The sequence below is a fragment of the Rhodococcus sp. IEGM 1366 genome (assembly GCF_033142425.1).
Taxonomy (GTDB): Bacteria; Actinomycetota; Actinomycetes; order Mycobacteriales; family Mycobacteriaceae; genus Rhodococcus_F; species Rhodococcus_F globerula.
Window position 1 is genome coordinate 77,093 of record NZ_JAWLRZ010000013.1, and the last position, 16,416, is coordinate 93,508.

General features: G+C 57.7%; 8 protein-coding genes and 3 pseudogenes. 2 read left to right on the forward strand and 9 right to left on the reverse strand.

Annotated elements, in window-relative coordinates:
* Positions 1 to 365 precede the first annotated feature (365 nt).
* Together R4P64_RS29740 and R4P64_RS29745 are read right to left on the reverse strand one after the other, a co-directional pair.
* On the reverse strand, positions 366 to 1,190 hold the full coding sequence (locus tag R4P64_RS29740) for an N-acyl homoserine lactonase family protein (protein WP_317823770.1): 825 nt from the start codon (positions 1,188 to 1,190) through the stop codon (positions 366 to 368).
* 416 nt (positions 1,191 to 1,606) lie between these two features.
* Positions 1,607 to 2,563: an Lrp/AsnC family transcriptional regulator gene (locus tag R4P64_RS29745; RefSeq protein ID WP_317823810.1), complete on the reverse strand. Its 957-nt coding sequence runs from the start codon at positions 2,561 to 2,563 to the stop codon at positions 1,607 to 1,609.
* Between the two features lie 297 nt (positions 2,564 to 2,860).
* Here R4P64_RS29745 and R4P64_RS29750 point away from each other — a divergent pair.
* Positions 2,861 to 3,472: pseudogene (locus R4P64_RS29750) on the forward strand (MFS transporter); the annotation flags it as partial.
* Between the two features lie 1,509 nt (positions 3,473 to 4,981).
* Positions 4,982 to 7,309 carry an ATP-binding protein gene (locus R4P64_RS29755; protein WP_317823771.1) on the forward strand — a complete coding sequence of 776 codons (2,328 nt, stop codon included), beginning with the start codon at positions 4,982 to 4,984 and terminating at the stop codon, positions 7,307 to 7,309.
* 2,167 nt (positions 7,310 to 9,476) lie between these two features.
* Here the strand turns inward: R4P64_RS29755 and R4P64_RS29760 are convergent.
* From R4P64_RS29760 to R4P64_RS29790, 7 genes and pseudogenes are all read right to left on the reverse strand, one after another.
* Complete coding sequence (locus R4P64_RS29760; RefSeq protein ID WP_317823772.1) at positions 9,477 to 9,884, reverse strand: cutinase family protein; 408 nt, start codon at positions 9,882 to 9,884, stop codon at positions 9,477 to 9,479.
* A gap of 1,016 nt (positions 9,885 to 10,900) precedes the next feature.
* Positions 10,901 to 12,001 (reverse strand): annotated as a pseudogene (locus tag R4P64_RS29765) (RNA-guided endonuclease InsQ/TnpB family protein).
* A 382-nt stretch (positions 12,002 to 12,383) separates the two neighbouring features.
* A pseudogene (locus R4P64_RS29770) lies at positions 12,384 to 12,925 on the reverse strand (IS3 family transposase); the annotation flags it as partial.
* A 305-nt stretch (positions 12,926 to 13,230) separates the two neighbouring features.
* Positions 13,231 to 13,524 carry a BMC domain-containing protein gene (locus R4P64_RS29775; RefSeq protein WP_317823773.1) on the reverse strand — a complete coding sequence of 98 codons (294 nt, stop codon included), beginning with the start codon at positions 13,522 to 13,524 and terminating at the stop codon, positions 13,231 to 13,233.
* Between the two features lies 1 nt (position 13,525).
* Positions 13,526 to 14,338 carry a 5'/3'-nucleotidase SurE gene (surE, locus tag R4P64_RS29780; RefSeq protein ID WP_317823774.1) on the reverse strand — a complete coding sequence of 271 codons (813 nt, stop codon included), beginning with the start codon at positions 14,336 to 14,338 and terminating at the stop codon, positions 13,526 to 13,528.
* Complete coding sequence (locus R4P64_RS29785) at positions 14,335 to 15,321, reverse strand: HAD family hydrolase (protein ID WP_317823776.1); 987 nt, start codon at positions 15,319 to 15,321, stop codon at positions 14,335 to 14,337. The genes surE and R4P64_RS29785 overlap by 4 nt, the downstream gene beginning before the upstream one ends.
* 1 nt (position 15,322) lies before the next feature.
* Entirely contained in the window at positions 15,323 to 16,318 is a 996-nt protein-coding gene (locus R4P64_RS29790; protein ID WP_317823777.1) for a hypothetical protein, read from the reverse strand.
* Positions 16,319 to 16,416: the final 98 nt, after the last annotated feature.

Here is a 16,416-nt window from a genome sequence, read left to right on the forward strand (position 1 = left end):
GTGTGTGGGACTGCGTGGCTGGCCTAGCCGACGAAATCTACTGAACTGCTGGTGGATACACCGACGCGAGATATCGTCTCGCCCCAGGTTCACACCCGACCTCGTGGACCGCCTGCCAAAGTTTCACTACGAATCGGGAACGAGTCATTCCGAACCGCATGAAGGTCTCTTCATCCGGGGGCCCGCCGTAAGGGGCCCAGGTCAAGGCGAAATACAGAAGGTCTCTCGATTCCTTGCTGCCGTGCACTGGATCTCCCTACGAGGTGGACTTCGGACCGGCAAACCCTGTGTAAACGAGATGGCTCGAGATGGCTCTCGGATCGGATCGGGAGCATGCACCTAGGCTTCAACTGAAGGATCGCTGATCAGCGAACTTCCTTGAACCGATCCGCCAGGCTTGCAGTCAACGCCGGCCATACGTTCGGATCATGCCCGGGTACCAATATGAATCCCCGTTCCATTGCGAGCGCCTTCAATTTCCTGATCGGCGGAATCGTAATGCTCGGGTCGGATCCGATGAAACCTCCGAGTGGAAGCTCTTCCTCGATGTTTTCTGTGAGATCGGCTGCGTCGAACGCGAAGATGTACCCACCGCCCCCCACCGACGGGTCCAACTCGACCATGAAACTCTGGTGTCCAACGGTATGGCCGTACGTGGGGATTGCGGTGAGTCCTGGTGCGAGCTCGACTAATCCGTCTGCGAGGTGCCAGTCAATTCGTGGGTCGTCGTAGTCGATCCGGGCACGGGCTTCGTGTTCGGCGGGAATGCTCACGTCGAGTCCGCGCTCGAGTTCGCGCCGCTGGAGGTGAATGGGTACTCGTCCGGCGAACAGTTTCAGTCCTCCGGCGTGGTCATGATGTAAATGGCTGAGGGCCACCATGGAAATCTCGTCGATCGTCAAGCCTGCGGACTCGAAAGCTGTGAGAAGCGGTTCGTCGTCTGCGGAGGGTAGTGAGGGCGAATAGTCGGGGTTGGGATAGAACCGTTCGTACAGCGCGGGATCTCTAACCAGTGCGGTGTTGAAACCGGTGTCGAGAAGAGCCCAGGTGCCGTCGCCGAGCTGTGCCAATACGGCGGGAGTTGGTTCGACAAGTCTCTCCGAAGATGGGGATCCGAATACGGAAACGGACTTGGGTAAGTCCTCCCAGCCAAGAGTCAGCAGTGCGATCCGTTGAACCAATTTGCTCATATCCAGCCTTGTCTGTTCGGGGGTCGAGACGGAAGTCGTCACGGGATTATGGCTCACCGATTGAATGGTCCTGCACGCGTTGGCATTGCGTACGGACGGACCAGCGAACGCTACTCTAAACCAGAAAACTGTCAATTGACAGCTTCTTCTCGGTACGTGGCTCTGCCGGGATATTCGTGTGCACTTCTATCCGATTGGTTGTAACTGTGAACGAAATGAACTGCGCATCAGAATGATTGAATCGAACGACGCCGAACCGAGGCCTGGCGGCCAGTGCTGGCGGATATGCCGAGTCTCACAGTGGCGCATAGCTTCATGCCGACAGGCGAATGTGACAGACAGGGTTCTATGCGGTCGACGTCTGTGGGACTGGCGAGAAGCTTGTCGGTTCCCGCCGTCAGGGGTAGTTGAGGCTATCAATGTTGATCGACGGACACGGCAATCTTCGGATTCGATCTGAAAATGTCATGGTGCCCCGTCAATTCGAGGCTGCGGCCGTAATGTTCCTTGACGACCTCCAAATGGATCCAGGTCTCGAGACCTGTGACTCCCTCGATCGATCGTATGTGCTCGGCGAGTGAGTAGAGGGCGATCGCCGAGTCGGCGGCGACAGTACCGATCAAGTCGAACGTGCCAAGTGTGCGCGCCAAGAATTCAATACCAGGGAGGTCCTCGATCTGTTTCGTTGCTTCCTTGCGGCGGAAGCCTAGGCTCACACCTATGCCCATTGCAATAGTTGTACTGCCACCGCGTCTTTTGACCACCGCGCCTATCTGAATTGCTGTCTCAGCGATCAGGTGATTGACGCGATTCCGCACTGCGCTTCGAGAGAGTCCCGTCCGCTCAGACAGTTCCAGGAAAGACACGCGCCCGTTGTGCTCCAGCAATTCGATGAGATCGACGTCAGTTTGGTCTAGACGCACGTCGGAACGTAATACGTTCTTAGGCACGAAGATTCCCTTCACAACCTCGGCGAAGACGTGTGTTCTCACGCTGGTCACGCCGGGCATGGCGCGAATCAATCCAATTGCCTCGTAAAGATCCTGTTGGTCTGGAACTCGGAGTTCTGTGACGATGTTGTGCCTGCCGCTGATAGCAGATACGTATACCGTGGACTCCGATCTGCACAGTTCGGCGATGACGGGTGAAGCTGATCCTGACACTGATATGGATACGTGGGCAAGTGCTTTGAGGCCGAGAAGTTCTGGATGAGCGACAGCGACCACCGTCAAGGTGCCCGAGGCGAGTAAGGCTTGTACGTGTGTGGATACTTTTGCTCGCGGCACGCCGGTCGCCGCAGCGAGTTCTTGGTATGTTGCGCGGCCGTTCTGTTGCAATACGGCAATGAGCTTCGAGTCTAGATCAGCGGTCATCGGGCCCACCGTCCCTAACTATTTTTTCGAGATTTTTCTGTTTTGTCTTGAATGCACACTGCATGAAATGCGGCGTCGTGGTGCATCAGAATACGCGCATTTGATAGAAATTCCGAACAGAACGGCGGTTTGCGCTGTGGATGAGAGCTCAGATGTGTTGATTGACAGGAGTTTTGGGCGTAGGTTTTGTTTCGAGTCAGGTGGTGAACCTCACCACGATTCGAGGGGTTTCGATCCACGAAGACTCGAGCATGCCTGCTCCGCGTAGCGGGCCGATGACATCATGGAGGACCAGCCATGAGCGAAGACTTTCAGGTTGCCGACGCTCGTCGGACGGGTGTTGACGCCTTCGTTGGAACCACGATCGGGTGGTATGACTTCCTCGTGTTCGCCACCGCGGCGGCACTGGTCTTCGGCGATGTCTTCTTTCCTGCCGGCACCGATCGGCTGACCGGAATTGTCGCGGCATTCGGCACATGCACGGTGGGGTTCTTCGCACGCCCTATAGGCGGGATCGTTTTCGGGGATGTGGGTGATCGGTTCGGTCGTCGGATAGCGTTGGTGATCACGCTGACGATTCTGGGTGTCGGGACATTGTTGATCGGCCTTCTTCCGACCTACGCGCAAATCGGTTTTTGGGTTCCAGTCTTGTTGGTATTTCTCAGATTTATTCAGGAGTTTGCGGTTGGTGGTGAGTGGGGTGGCGCCGTTCTGCAAGCGGTGGAGTACGAGCCGGCCGACAAGAAGGCGTTCTACGGAGGATTCGCGCAGTTGGGGAACCCTGCTGGAGCGTTGCTGGCAACCGGATTCTTTAGCCTTCTTTCGATTGTTGGCGATGATGCCCTCCGTGATTGGGCTTGGCGGTTACCGTTTCTCTTCGCAGTAGTTCTGATAGCCGTCGGGATTGTCGAACATCGGAATGACGCCGGGCCGGTTCATCGAGCGTTTGTGGCAGGTAATTCCTTAATAGAACTGCGGTCAAGTAGAAATCTGCAGTTTAGCGAGCATATATCCGAGCCGACACCATGTGAGAATATCCGAACCTGTTGGCAAACTGCTCGGATTCCCTCCGAAAGAATCAAAGTGCCCGTGGTCCGATAGATCTGAGAGCCATAGGCATGGTTTCAGAGCAATAAAATTAGGTGGCAAGAAATGTGGCAAAGAAATAGCGAAAGCGATATTATCGACTTTGCGCTGCTCTGGGAGCCGCTTGGGGGACCAGGTCCGGAAAACATTGAATCGGCCTTCTCGATCGATAGCATGCAGTACGCTTCTCTGCTTCAGGCTGCTGCGAGAATCCAGCTTGCCCGTCTTCGCGACGGCCTCGTATGTCCCGAGCGTATCTATGGGCTGTCCGCGATTGCAGCGCTCGATCGAGATCCCCGCAAAATGACGGCCTAGGGGCGACTGAAACTTCTCAACCTCTAATTGCGTTTGCACCCACACAGCCTTTCCTTTCTAGCTTACTCGGTCGACCAAATTAATTAAAGCGAGTGATGTGAATCGGGTATTCCGCACGTTTATTAACGCGAGAATATCGTAGGTTGGGTACTCGGAATTATCAAAGGTTTAATATTTCTAAGGCTGCGGCCCGGTGTCCGATATTGCGTATTGGAGTTTACTCCGGGTCGAGAAGAAGGGTAGCCGAGCTCGGTCGGGGGTTAGCCGCGAACCCAGATCCCGATCGCCGTAGCGCGAGAGTCGATATCGGTTTGATCGTGCATTGGCGATCTTAACGGGCGTCAGTGTCGCTCTAAACAGTCTTGACTGAAGTAGCTATGGTCAGGAAGCTGCTCGCCCGCCGTCGAAACGGCAACGATGTCGGTACGCCACAGGCGGACGGTTCGCGTAATTGTGCATGAAGGTTACTTTCAGTTCGATTTCTACTGTCGGACAGATATATTCGACATTCGTCGAGAATTGCGAGAGCAGCGGTACGCCGTATCCGATAATGCAGGCGCCGTGTCGCCCCGTTTTGTTTCTTCGACGCATACCTCGGACGTCTTCGCCCGCTCGCGTGATCGAGTAGTTTCGCTGCGTCGAGTCGAATGGAACCGATTCCGGAGGTGCCGGAATGGGAAATTGAGGGTTTGGTGTTTGGCCACCTTCTCGGTGGTAATGGGGGTATCCGCCGCGGGGCATGCCTCCGAAGTCAACCGGCGAACCTTGACGCCGGCAAGATCAGGAGTCATTTCCCGTCTACTCCTCAACGCTACGAGCAGCACCCCCGAACATGGACCGAACCTTCACACAAGTCGGAACTGCAGCCTGTGCAAACGAGTCATGCTCTGGACAGAGCGATACAGCCGACAACAGTGCTACCGCATTGGTGTAGTCGCGGTTGGCCGCGCAACTACCTAACTGCATCTCCAGAGGTACTGTGGTTACAGGGGTACGTGCGATGAAAGTGGCGGACTGATGCCTCCGGTTGGCAAGGCACGCGTAGGGAATCTTCCTTACGAACTGACGAGTTTCGTCGGCCGTCGTCGTGAGATAGCCGAGGTTCGCAGTCTGCTCTCCGCATCGCGTCTCGTCACATTGACTGGTGTCGGTGGTGTGGGAAAGACGAGGCTGGCTCTGAGGGTCGGTGCCGACGTAGGTCGTGCATTTGATGACGGTGTGTGGTCGGTTGGGTTGGGTGAATTGCGTGACCCAGGCGCAGTCGTTGACGCAGTCCTGTCGGCGTTGAAACTGCGCGAGGGTTGGGACGATCCGCCCGAGACGCTGCTAGTCGAGTACCTGTCGACGCGGAAACTGTTGCTTATTTTGGACAACTGCGAGCACCTGATCGAACCTGTCGCAGCCCTGGCCGAGGTCCTTCTTCATACCTGTCCGGATCTTCGAATTCTCGCGACTAGTCGGGAAGCGCTGAGAATCGGGGGCGAAGGTACGCTTCGCGTGCAGCCTATGACGATGCCGAAAGTAGATGAGCGGTCGGAAGTCGTTGGGGGGCATGTACGTTACGAGGCGATGAACCTATTCGCTGAACGTGCGATGACTGCGGTCCCGGCTTTCAAAATCACCGAGAACAACGAGGAAGCCGTTGCGACAATCTGCCGTCGCCTTGACGGTCTGCCGCTCGCGATCGAATTGGCGGCAGTGCGACTCAGAATGATGTCAGTTGAGCAGATCCTGCAACGACTCGCCGACCGCTACACCTTCCTGACAACGGGTAATCGGGGAGCGCCTACACGACAGCAAACTCTGCTGTGGTGTATTGACTGGAGCTACGAGTTGTGCAGTTCGGTCGAACAGGAGTTGTGGGCGCGGCTGGCAGTGTTCTCAGGTGGTTTCGCGCTCGACGCCGTTGAAGGTATCTGCGCCCGAACCATGACGTCAGAGCAGATTGTCGATGCGGTGGGGTCGCTCATCGATAAATCGATACTGGTTCGGGAGGAGGTTGCCGGGACGGTGCGCTACCGACTCCTCGAGACGCTCCGTGACTACGCTATGGAACGGTTGAAGGAGACGGGCGAGTTCGCATCGCTGTCGCAGAGTCATCGGGACTGGTACGAGCACTTGGTGCTGCAGGCCGAGGCTAACTGGATTAGCGCCCGACAGGTGGAATGGGTTGTACGCCTCGATGCGGAGCAGTCCAACATCCGTTCGGCTCTGCAATTCTGTTTGAGCGGTCCGAGTGAGGCGAACCCGGGGATTCGCATGGCGGTGGCGCTCTACCCGTATTGGCGAGCGCGCGGCCTGTTGCGTGAGGGTATGCGTTGGCTCGCACAGCTACTGGCGGTTGAAGGCGGGAAACCCAGTCTGGAACAGATCAAGGCGCTATACGTGCTGAGTGCGCTGTCCGGGTTACACGGGGATAGGGAGGCGTCTGCGCTCTATGCGGAGCGTGGATGCGGTTTGGCTGGACTCCTCGGCAATCGTACGGCCGTGGCGCTGATGGCCGATGCAGCGGGATATCACGCGTTGGTCGCCCAGGATTTCTCGACCGCGACTGAGCGCTTCGAATCCTCGCTTGTGGTCTTTCGTCGGGACGGTGACCAGCTCCATATGATCTGGTCCCTGTTCGGGCTCGCGCTCGCTAGCGCCGCGGATGGAGACTGGATGCGGAGCGAGGAGTGCCAGCACGAGATCCAAGCGCTCACCGAGTCGCGAGGTGAATCCATCTACCGGGGGTGGTCACTTCGGGCGGCCGGGATGTGGGCGTGGCAGCGTGGCGAGCACTCGGGGGCGAAAGGTCTGGTCAGGCAAGCTTTGGAGCTCGCTCGATCGGTGGAGGACCGGACCAGTGCCGCGGGGTGCATCGAGGTTCTCTCGTGGGTTGCAGCAGAGGAGGGTGCACCCAGACGTGCTGCCAAGCTGATGGGTGCTGCTCAGACGCTCTCACAGACGGTCTGTGGTTCTGGCGTTATTTACCCGCAGCTGCCCGTCCAGCACTCCTTGTTCGAGCAGAAGATTCGCCAGACTTTAGGTGACCGTGCGTTTACAGAAGAGTTCCGCGAAGGAATCCGAGCGCAGTTTGAAGATGCAGCTGCGTATGCACTCAAAGAAAAGAGCCGGCCCGATATCTCAGACGAGTCGGGTTTCACCAGTCTCACGCGTCGGGAGAAGCAGGTAGCCGAACTTGTTGCCCAGGGACTTACCAACAGGGCGATTGCAAGCAAGCTCGTCATCTCGCATCGCACCGCGCAGGGACACGTGGAGCACATACTCATCAAACTGGGATTCACCTCTCGTTCTCAGATTGCAGCATGGCTCGTCGAGCAGAAACAGCGCGACAAGCACTGACTGCGCACCACCGCCGATTGCCAAATTCTTCATTTCCGACATCAATCGGGCCATGGCCCCAGTTCGGACGCGGACAATTCGACACGGGCCATCTGCGTGATACTGCCTCCGAGTACCGTCACCAAACGCCTTGACGGGTTGACCGACGAACCGAGACCCGTGCGGCCACCGTCGATCATGCTCGATCAGGTCGAAGACGTCATCGCGAACACTCTCACGAATGTCGATGGCTGAGAAAACCGGGCACTCGAAGTCGACGATGGGCAGATCTGTCGCAAATTCGAGTTGAAACCACACCGACCGACGGCTTCAAACACTCCACCGATCGACAATTCGTCGAAAAGTTGTCGATTTCGTTGGCCTGTAACGCAACCAACCCGAGCATTCGGTGGTGCTGTCGTCGACGAGAAAAGCGGAATACAAGCTCTCGACCGGTCACAACCGGTGCTCCCGATGATGCCCGGAGCTGCCACGATTACGTCCGGTCCCGTGTCACGAGCTTGTTTGCGGCCTTCGCATCGCCGACGCCACAGTGATTCCTGCGCTTAGTCGTCGTCATCGAGCTGTCGAATACAAGAATTTTCTGGTTGCCATCGACAAATCGTTCATGCGGAACTCGACGTGCACATCGCCTGGGACAACCTCGCGACCCACAAAACCATCACCACCCCGGGCTGACTCGAGAGCCATCCCCGATCTCACATCCAGTTCACTCCGACCGGGTCGTCGTGGATCAACCAGGTCGAACGCTGGTTCGGGTATTTCGTCGGCCAACTTCTGCGATGTGGAGTGCACACCAGCGTTGCGGCACTCGAAAAGGACGTCTGGGAATGGATCGCAAACTGGAACGAGAAGCGGAAACCGTTGTCTGGACCAAAACTGCGGACAAAACCATGCGTTCACTTGCAAAATATGCCGAACTAATTTCAGGCGCAGGACAGTAGCCGGTTGACTATAACCAGTCAACCGCACTGGACTATTTCATGGTTGCGGATCAGTCCGACACGGTGATCAAGGAACTCAAAGCCGCATGCGTCACTGCTCTGCGGACCGCAGGGTCTATTCCTTACGTTTGGAATCGGAAATTGAAACGTGCACGTGAGTGTTCCGGATGGATACCGCACCATTTCTCCGGGCGTGTACCGCAAGGTGCTCAAGGCAATTCAGGAGCCGGCGGCATGAGCGAGAGTTACGAAGTGACCGTCACCCGAGAGGGGAAGTGGTGGAGGATCGAAGTCCCTGCCCTCAGGGATGACGGGTTGACGAAGCACGTCGCCTCGGTGGAACGGAGTTGATGGCGCGGGAATTTGATCGCAGTCTCTGCCGGTAAACCCTTGGCGGACAACGCTGTTTCCGCTCACATCGAGCTGGATCCGGAGGGTCGGATCTAGCTGAACTTGCTGAGCAGATCAAGCGTGATCGAGAAGCCCGGCAACCTCGAGCAGCACGTCGAGACCGTACTCAGCCATGAGGGAGACGACAGCATGGACCTTCGCTGTCGTTCTTGTGCCTCAAGGCTCGCAGTTTTCCCAGATATGCGACCTCGGCGCGCAACCGGTCGTTCTCCGCCCTCAACTGCTCCAACTCAGTGCGCGCGCTCACCCGGGCTCGGGTTCGCCAGATCTTTGTGGATGACCTCTCTGTTTCGGCCGCAACCCGGCCTCGCCCTCGTCGCGGTACTTCCCACCCACGCGAGATCGTCTTCGGAGGGGCGAGGTCGACCTCACGAAGCTCAACCCGCGGCTCGCCGGACAGGAAACGCTGTACCGCATCAAGTTTGAACTCGAACGAGAACGACTCCCTGACCCGTTTGGTCACCAGCACCCCACTTCCGTGAACCCTCCACCTCTCGTGCAACTGTTTGGCGGGCCACCAACTGGCACCCAACTGCCTCGCGGCCGCGCTACTCTGCACCAGTCGCGAAGAATGCTACCGCTGCGGCCCGCTGATTTCTGGTCAGTGAACTTCGTTTGTCCATAAACTGCTCCCAGAAGTCGAACTGAGTTTCTCAGTCCCACTTTTTGGGGAGCAGTCCAAAGTGGGGCAGTCCCTGATCTAGAGCTCCACAACGATGACTCAGTGTGTCTTCTGCGACTCACGAACTGTGATCGTTGTCGTAGCGCCCTGGTCCATCCGGATACACTGTCGCGTAGTATCTTTGGGATTCTCAGTCCTGATAAATCTCTCCTTCGGCATTGTTGGGGTACGAGTTCACATTGAAGTCGTAGTCGGCGTGTACACCATGGAGGTATCCGTCCCAACCGACTTCACTGTTGCAGATGTGGTCGCCACCGTTGCAGACCTGGAGCGCGGGCAGTCCGCCATAGTCGCGGTTCGCGCCACCGAGAGCCGGAACCCACCCCAGATCCGCAGCTGCGGAACCTCGACCACCGGTGTCTGCTAGCCGCTTGGGGTCACCAATCAGGACAATGCTGGCCCTGCCTGGGAAATCCTTGCCGTTCTCGGTTGCCCAAAGATGCACTACAGCTGCACCACCCGAGTATCCGACGGGATGGATGAAGTCTTGAGGGCAGGCACGCGCGTGAGCACGTACGAGGTGGTTGAGTTCATTCACGCCCGACCGCAAGTCAAACGAGTTGTACCCAACGCGCTGGTCCGCGTTTACGAACCCCTCAGAATCATTGTTGCTCAAACCGCCGATGACTATGTCCCAGGTGCCATGACACTGAAGGGAAGCCCCAACCGCCGCATGAGCTGAGATAGCCATACCTGCAGTAGAACTCAACGTGAAAAATACTGTTGCGAGTGCCGATAAAGTGTTGCGAACCATGTCGATACCTTGCTTTGATGCCCTAGAGTCACGGGCGGGGCAAATTGGATGGGAGTAGTGTTTGAAGCGGGCGTCAGCGAGCTGCGTGCTGCGCCGGTTCGGACGTACCTTTCCCGCGCTGTCGAGGTCGGGGTATGCGCCCCGGCTATGTGCTACTGAGAGTTCTTGCACTGCAAGCTAGGTCGCTCGGATCGACTCAAGTCCTCAACTGAAGTCAAGACCTATAGGGCTCAGTGTGGTTTCCCAGACCTTCAATCCCTGATCAGGAACTCGGAGTGCCGACCTGCATTCATGAAAACTCTGAGAAGACGCGCGTGCGAGAGCTTCTGGCGACTACCCATATACGATTTGTGATTGGTCATCGAAGTGAGTCCTTCAAATTGCGGTGCCCAGCGAAATATTTATCGTCGGGACTAGGTACTCATCACAGTGGGGCCACGAAGCAGGAGCAACGGCTGAATGGCCCATACGTATACGCACTTTCGTGCCTTCTACTGGTATCGGCGAGGTATCGTCCCGACCGGTCCCATGCTGAAACCAGAGAACGCGTGATCACGACACGCACGGTGACGTCGGCGAGCAGAACCTCGACGGAAAAATCTAGGATGGTGGCTGCGGCGATCGTCAACACGACATTGGCGAGTGCGAATGCGAGGGGGAGGGCCGCCGACCGCTGGGCCTCTTTGGAGACAATCGACGACTACTCGGGAGAGCATGGACACGCGTACCAGTCAGGCTGGGACGCGTGAGAGTCGGTCCGTCGGTGCTCGATAGGGACAGGAGCTGACTATTAGGAGGATCTAGCTGAATGCTAGAGAAGTGGCTGCTTTAGGCACGGTTGACTCGGCGGCCCAATAACTTTCATGCCCGAGCGCTGCAATGTTGCAGGAAGCATTGTGATCAACATGTGCTGCCCACCCGCACTGCCGGCACTCGAACACTGCTTGACTGCGACGGTTCTTCGGATCACAGAACCCGCGCTGCGAACACGTGCGGGAGGTGTTGTGCGGGTTGATCACCTGCACCGGCACTCTCGCCATCTCCGCTTTGAATCCGACGTGGGCACGCAGTTGGGCGTATGCCCACGAATGCACCTGCGCTCGCTGCTTCCGGGCCAGCTGTATCCGATTCCGGATACCCGATAGATCCTCTATCGCGATACCCCGACCGGTGCGTTGCGCCGCAGCAACAATATTTTTCGACAATTGATGATTGATGTCGGTGGCGAACCGTTGTTCCTTCCGTCGCCGAGTCTTCAGCTTCCGTTTCGCGGATTTCGTGCCCACCTTCTGCAGCGCTGTCCGCATCACCAGGTTCTTCTTCCGGCGCGCTGTGACCGCCCCACCGCACATCCAACTCGGCGGGATCGTCGTCGGTGGTGACCGCGAGGTTCACAATCCCCAAATCCACACCCACCCAACCCGCCGGATCCTTCGCCGGTACGACAGTTGTCGGGGTGGGTTGGTCGACGGTGGTGTAGAGGTAGAACTGGCCGTCGCGGAACAACAGATCGGATTCGCCTTTTCGGTCCGCGAGCAGTTTCCGCTGCCACGGTGTGCACACGAACGGCACACCCTTCATTCGGCCCGCCGTAGTCCAGATCGACACCGTCGACGAATCGAGTTGCCATGACAAACACCGATCGTCGAAAGGTTGCGCCGCATGCGGGCGGAATCGAACTGCTGTATCTGCCACGCCCGCATACCGTTTCGACCCGATCCGACCGTAATTTCCGGCCCTGAGATTAGACGTCCGGGGTGGCGTACGTATCGGCGACTTTCTTGATCACCCGAAGGGCTGGTTGCGCAGACAACCCCAGCGCCTTCACCTGCGTGTAGACCGACCGGTGCCCGACGATCAGACGATCGTTGGGCGACATCGGCAGCGGCGTTGCAGGTCAGCAGTGTCTGCCCGGTACCTGCCGGAAACCGGAACTTGGAAGAGTGAGGCAGCAGAACGCGTCTAAGCCGAAGTACGAGCGAAACAGTATCCATCGCTGGTTCTCAACTCTCGCCCTCGACGTTTGGGACTTCCACTTGTCGGTTGTCTCGTGGGGCTGAGTGGTTCATGTTGTTTCGCGACGGGGTCGATCGTGGACGTGTTAGCGCGGATGGATGCTCAGAGACGGTGGTTTGGTGAGTTGTCTGCATGCTTCGCGCAGAGCAATAACCAGCCCGACAATCACCACGAAAACCCCACCCTTCATTCATCGTCAAGGCAGAGCTAACGTGGGAAGATACTGGCTGATGTGCCCTCGGTTCGAGGGAGTCGGTATAGCGGGTTTCAGGCAACTGGCTGATTCGTGTGATGATGCAATTCGTACTCTATCGGAGTGCGCATTCCGAGGCTCGAATGTCTACGTTGGCGGTTGTGAAAGATCTCCAGATGCTCGAAGATAGCGTTCGCCAGTTCAATCCGGGTACGCCATCGTTTACGGTTCAGAATCTCGGTTTGCTTTCTGCCCCAAGAATATTCGACTGTGGCATTGTCGTAGCAGTTGCCGACAGACCCCATGGAGGGAACGAGACCTGATTGTTTGGCTCGATCGGTGAATGTCCACGACGTGAATTGCACCCCGTGATCGGAGTGAATCACGGTCCCGTCGAGCGGTGCACGGTTGGAGACGGCCATCGACAGCGCGTTGGTCACCAGCGCGGAGGTTTGACTGGAATCGATCGACCAACCCACGACCCGCCTTGAAAACGCATCCAGGGCAACCGCGCAGAAAACCTGCCTTCACGAGTACGATGTTCGGTGATATCAGTGACCCACAACCGATTTGGCTGTTGGCGAGTGAACATCCGGTTGACCAGGTCGCTGGCTGTCGGGGTAATTGCACCCCGTGATCGGAGTGAATCGCGGTCCCTTGCGGCGGAATTCCTCTGAATATCTCTTCGGCATGGTCCTGCCTCCTTGGACAAGATCGTAGCCAGAACCACGTTCACCGACTCTGTCGAACCGAGGGCGCATCATCCCCGGAAACTCCGGTGCGATTGAGCCCGTACTTTGTGATCCCAGCGCAGTACTCCACGCGAGATCGCGTCCTCATATCACCACTATTGATTGTATGAGCATCGAGGTCGGTTGTGCGGTACCAATTCCCAACTAACCCCCTAATTGCGGCCGTAGCCTAGGAAATGCTGACCGAAATAGCCTCCGCCAGAATATCTTCGGTCTCTGCATGCGGTCGCGGGATGACCTGGGTGGCTGTGACGAAGCCAGCGCGCAGTGCTGCGACTTTACCGGCGTCAACGGCCGCTGCGACGGCGCCGACGTCACCGCGGACCATCACGGTGACGAGCCCGTTTCGTAGTGTCCGGCAGCCGATTAGGGTGACATTGGCCGCCTTCACCATCGCATCGGCGGCCTCAACTGCTGCCACGAGCCCTTTGGTTTCTATCAAACCTACTGCTCCACTATTCATTTCAATTCCTCTCTGAAATCTGATGTGCGCCGATAAGGACGGAGTTGGCGTCCCCATGGGTAAGGCCGATCAGGGAGATACTCGGTCGGCCGCTGCTGACGATGCCGCGGTCGCTTCTCGGAGATGGGGGGCTCGCTCGAATTTCTGACGTACTAGCAACCACTCCCGCTTTAACCGGGTTCAGGCGACGTACAAACGGCACTATCGACGGAACGAGACCTGGCGATCTCTCCAACGAAGGTGCTGGAGGCAGCATTCGATCGATCGGAGAATTCGGAACATTGAGATTGATCGCGAACCCCGCGTCCAGTGCGTCAAACGCGTGATCGATCATGGTTACAGCTGACTTCGCTGCGGAGTCCCAGTGAAGTACATCGTCGACGTTGCCTTTGTCCTCGTCTTCGAAACATAGCGAAACAGCGATCGCAGGGATCTCGTGCATGACCGCCGTGAATGCCGCGCCGAATGTCCCCGAGTGCACGATTGCGGTACCGAAGTTCGATCCGAGGTTGATCCCGGAAAGGACCAGATCTGGCGTGGGGCCAAAACATCCGAGTACTGACCACAAAACAATCATGGCCGGTTCGGCTGCGACTGCGAGATCATCCGTGCCAAGTCCGAGGCTTCGACGCTCCACCATCTCATGGCCAGGAACGGCCAATGTGGCGATGCCGGCCCCGGCGCCGCTGACCTGCACCATGGGGGCGATCACACGTACAGTGTGACCTGCTGCCGCAACTGCGGCGGCGAGCTTGTGCAGCCCAGGAGAGTCGATGCCGTCGTCGTTGGTGACCACGACATTCAGCGGCTTCACAGCACCGCCTGCCGGACTGCGGCAAGCAGTTCTGCACTGGGTGTTCCGAAGTCCGTGGCCACCGACGTTCGTTCCGGACTCCCGTCTCGAGCGGAGCAGGGATGCGAAACAGTGCCACGCGGATCTTGCGACGGAGGGGCCGCAGATCGTGCAGCCACAGCCGTTTTCAGTGTGGCGGCACCGGCGATTCGCCGGGCGATGCGTGGCGGAACGGTTGACGCAGGATTGCGTGCTGTCGAGATTTTGCAGGCACATTGCGAATCATCGACCCGGGCGGGGTCTGAGCCTTGAAAGAGATGCGCAATGATCTCTTGCGGCCAGATCGCCACAAACTCGGCGCCAGCTGCGAGCAGCTGCTCTTCGGTGTGCATACCCCACGCAACGCCGACAGCGCGAATTCCGGTCCTGCGTGCAGCCTCGACGTCGCCAACCGTATCGGTGATGATTACAGTCGATCCCGGTTCTGCGATCTTCCGGACGCTACTGCTCTCATCGTAGAACGCCGAGCACAGTCGCCCGGACCCACGCGCGGCGTCACTCTGGAAGCGCTCTATGCCACGCGCTTTGTCCGGTTCGACGTCTCCACCGAAAACGTGCCCAAAGCAGTAGGCAAGACCGTTCTGCTGCAGAATGCGCCGAATGACCTCGGTAGCGTTGGAGGACAGCACCGCCAGTGTTGAATGCGGTACCAAAGAACGGACCACATCGATCATGCCAGGAATCATCATCGGGGCGTAGTCGACTTTGAGCGCCTCCATGAAGTCGTTCTCCACAGCCTTTGCCTTCACTTCATCCGCGCATACCGATCTCAGCGATGCGAAAAAATTGTGTGCGAACAGCTCATAGAACTGATCCGAGGTCGAGATCGGAATGTCGTGCTTCGTGGCGATCTTCTCGAAGACTCGCCACGAAGCTTCACGCGTCTGTACCAGCGTTCCGTCGAGGTCGAAGATCACCGCTTCCGGCGGCGGTGGGACGCACACCTCACACCCCGCGAGCGTGGGGGTCGGCGTAGATCTTGCACAGAGTCTGCGGCCCGATGAAGTCTTGGATCTCGCCCCAGCCTTCCTGTCCGTTGTGGCGCCACTCGGCGAGGACGTTGTAGCCAACAGTTCCGGGGCCGGCCTGCCATGGGAAGGAAGTCCTTCCCAGTCCGGTCAGCGAGTACTCGCGTCCATCCCCGTCTACGAGTTCGAGCTCGACGGTTTTTGCGAAGAATCCTTGACGAACAGTTCGTCCGCGCCCTGATGCCAGGCCACGTAGTTGACCATGATCGACGATGTATCCATGTTCGAGAGTGAGCTCAGTAGGAGCATCGGGTCCACCGCTGGGATCGAAGTCGAAAATTCCATGGAATGCAAGATCTTTCGAGAAATGGGCATGCAGCCAGCTCATGGTGTGGCCCTGATGTTCCGACCTCAGGCCCCAGCTGTGGTCCATCGTGGAGATGCAGTCGACGGGGAACTTCTGACCGCGGAGATTGACCTCACCCTCGAAATGACCAGTCTGGTCGAAGTGGCCTGCATAGGCTTCACCCCACGCGAAGACTCCATCGTCGGCTTGTGCGGCGACGATGGGGTCCTGCTTCGGATCGTGGATGTCGAAGGCTTCGGTCAGCGCGGTGTAACGGAAGGCCAGCGATACGCCGTCGCCGTTGTCGAATTCGACGTCCCATACCCGGTTCGGCTCAGGAGAACTCACACGCAAGCCGTTCGCAAGGGTGTAGTCGCGTAGATTACGCGGCTCTGGAATGGCCAAGTGGTGCTGTGCGTCCCAGTACTCTGCTTGCCACGGTGCCTCGACGAACTTGGAATTCATCGCCACTGTGGAGATCGCCACGCCCACATTCGGGCGGAAGAGTGCGTACACACCGACATTGAGCGCCGCCTCGGGTACGTAGAAACCGAAGAAATTGGTTTCGGCCCACGTCGGGTCGTCACTGGTGGGTGTATGGAAGTCCGCGTCGACATCCTTGATCATCTCGTCGATCCTCCTATTACTGCGCGCTGTTCAACGGGCAATAGACGTAGTTCTATCAACCGGCTGGTCCGGGTGATAGTAACTAGCGTGACGGGCAA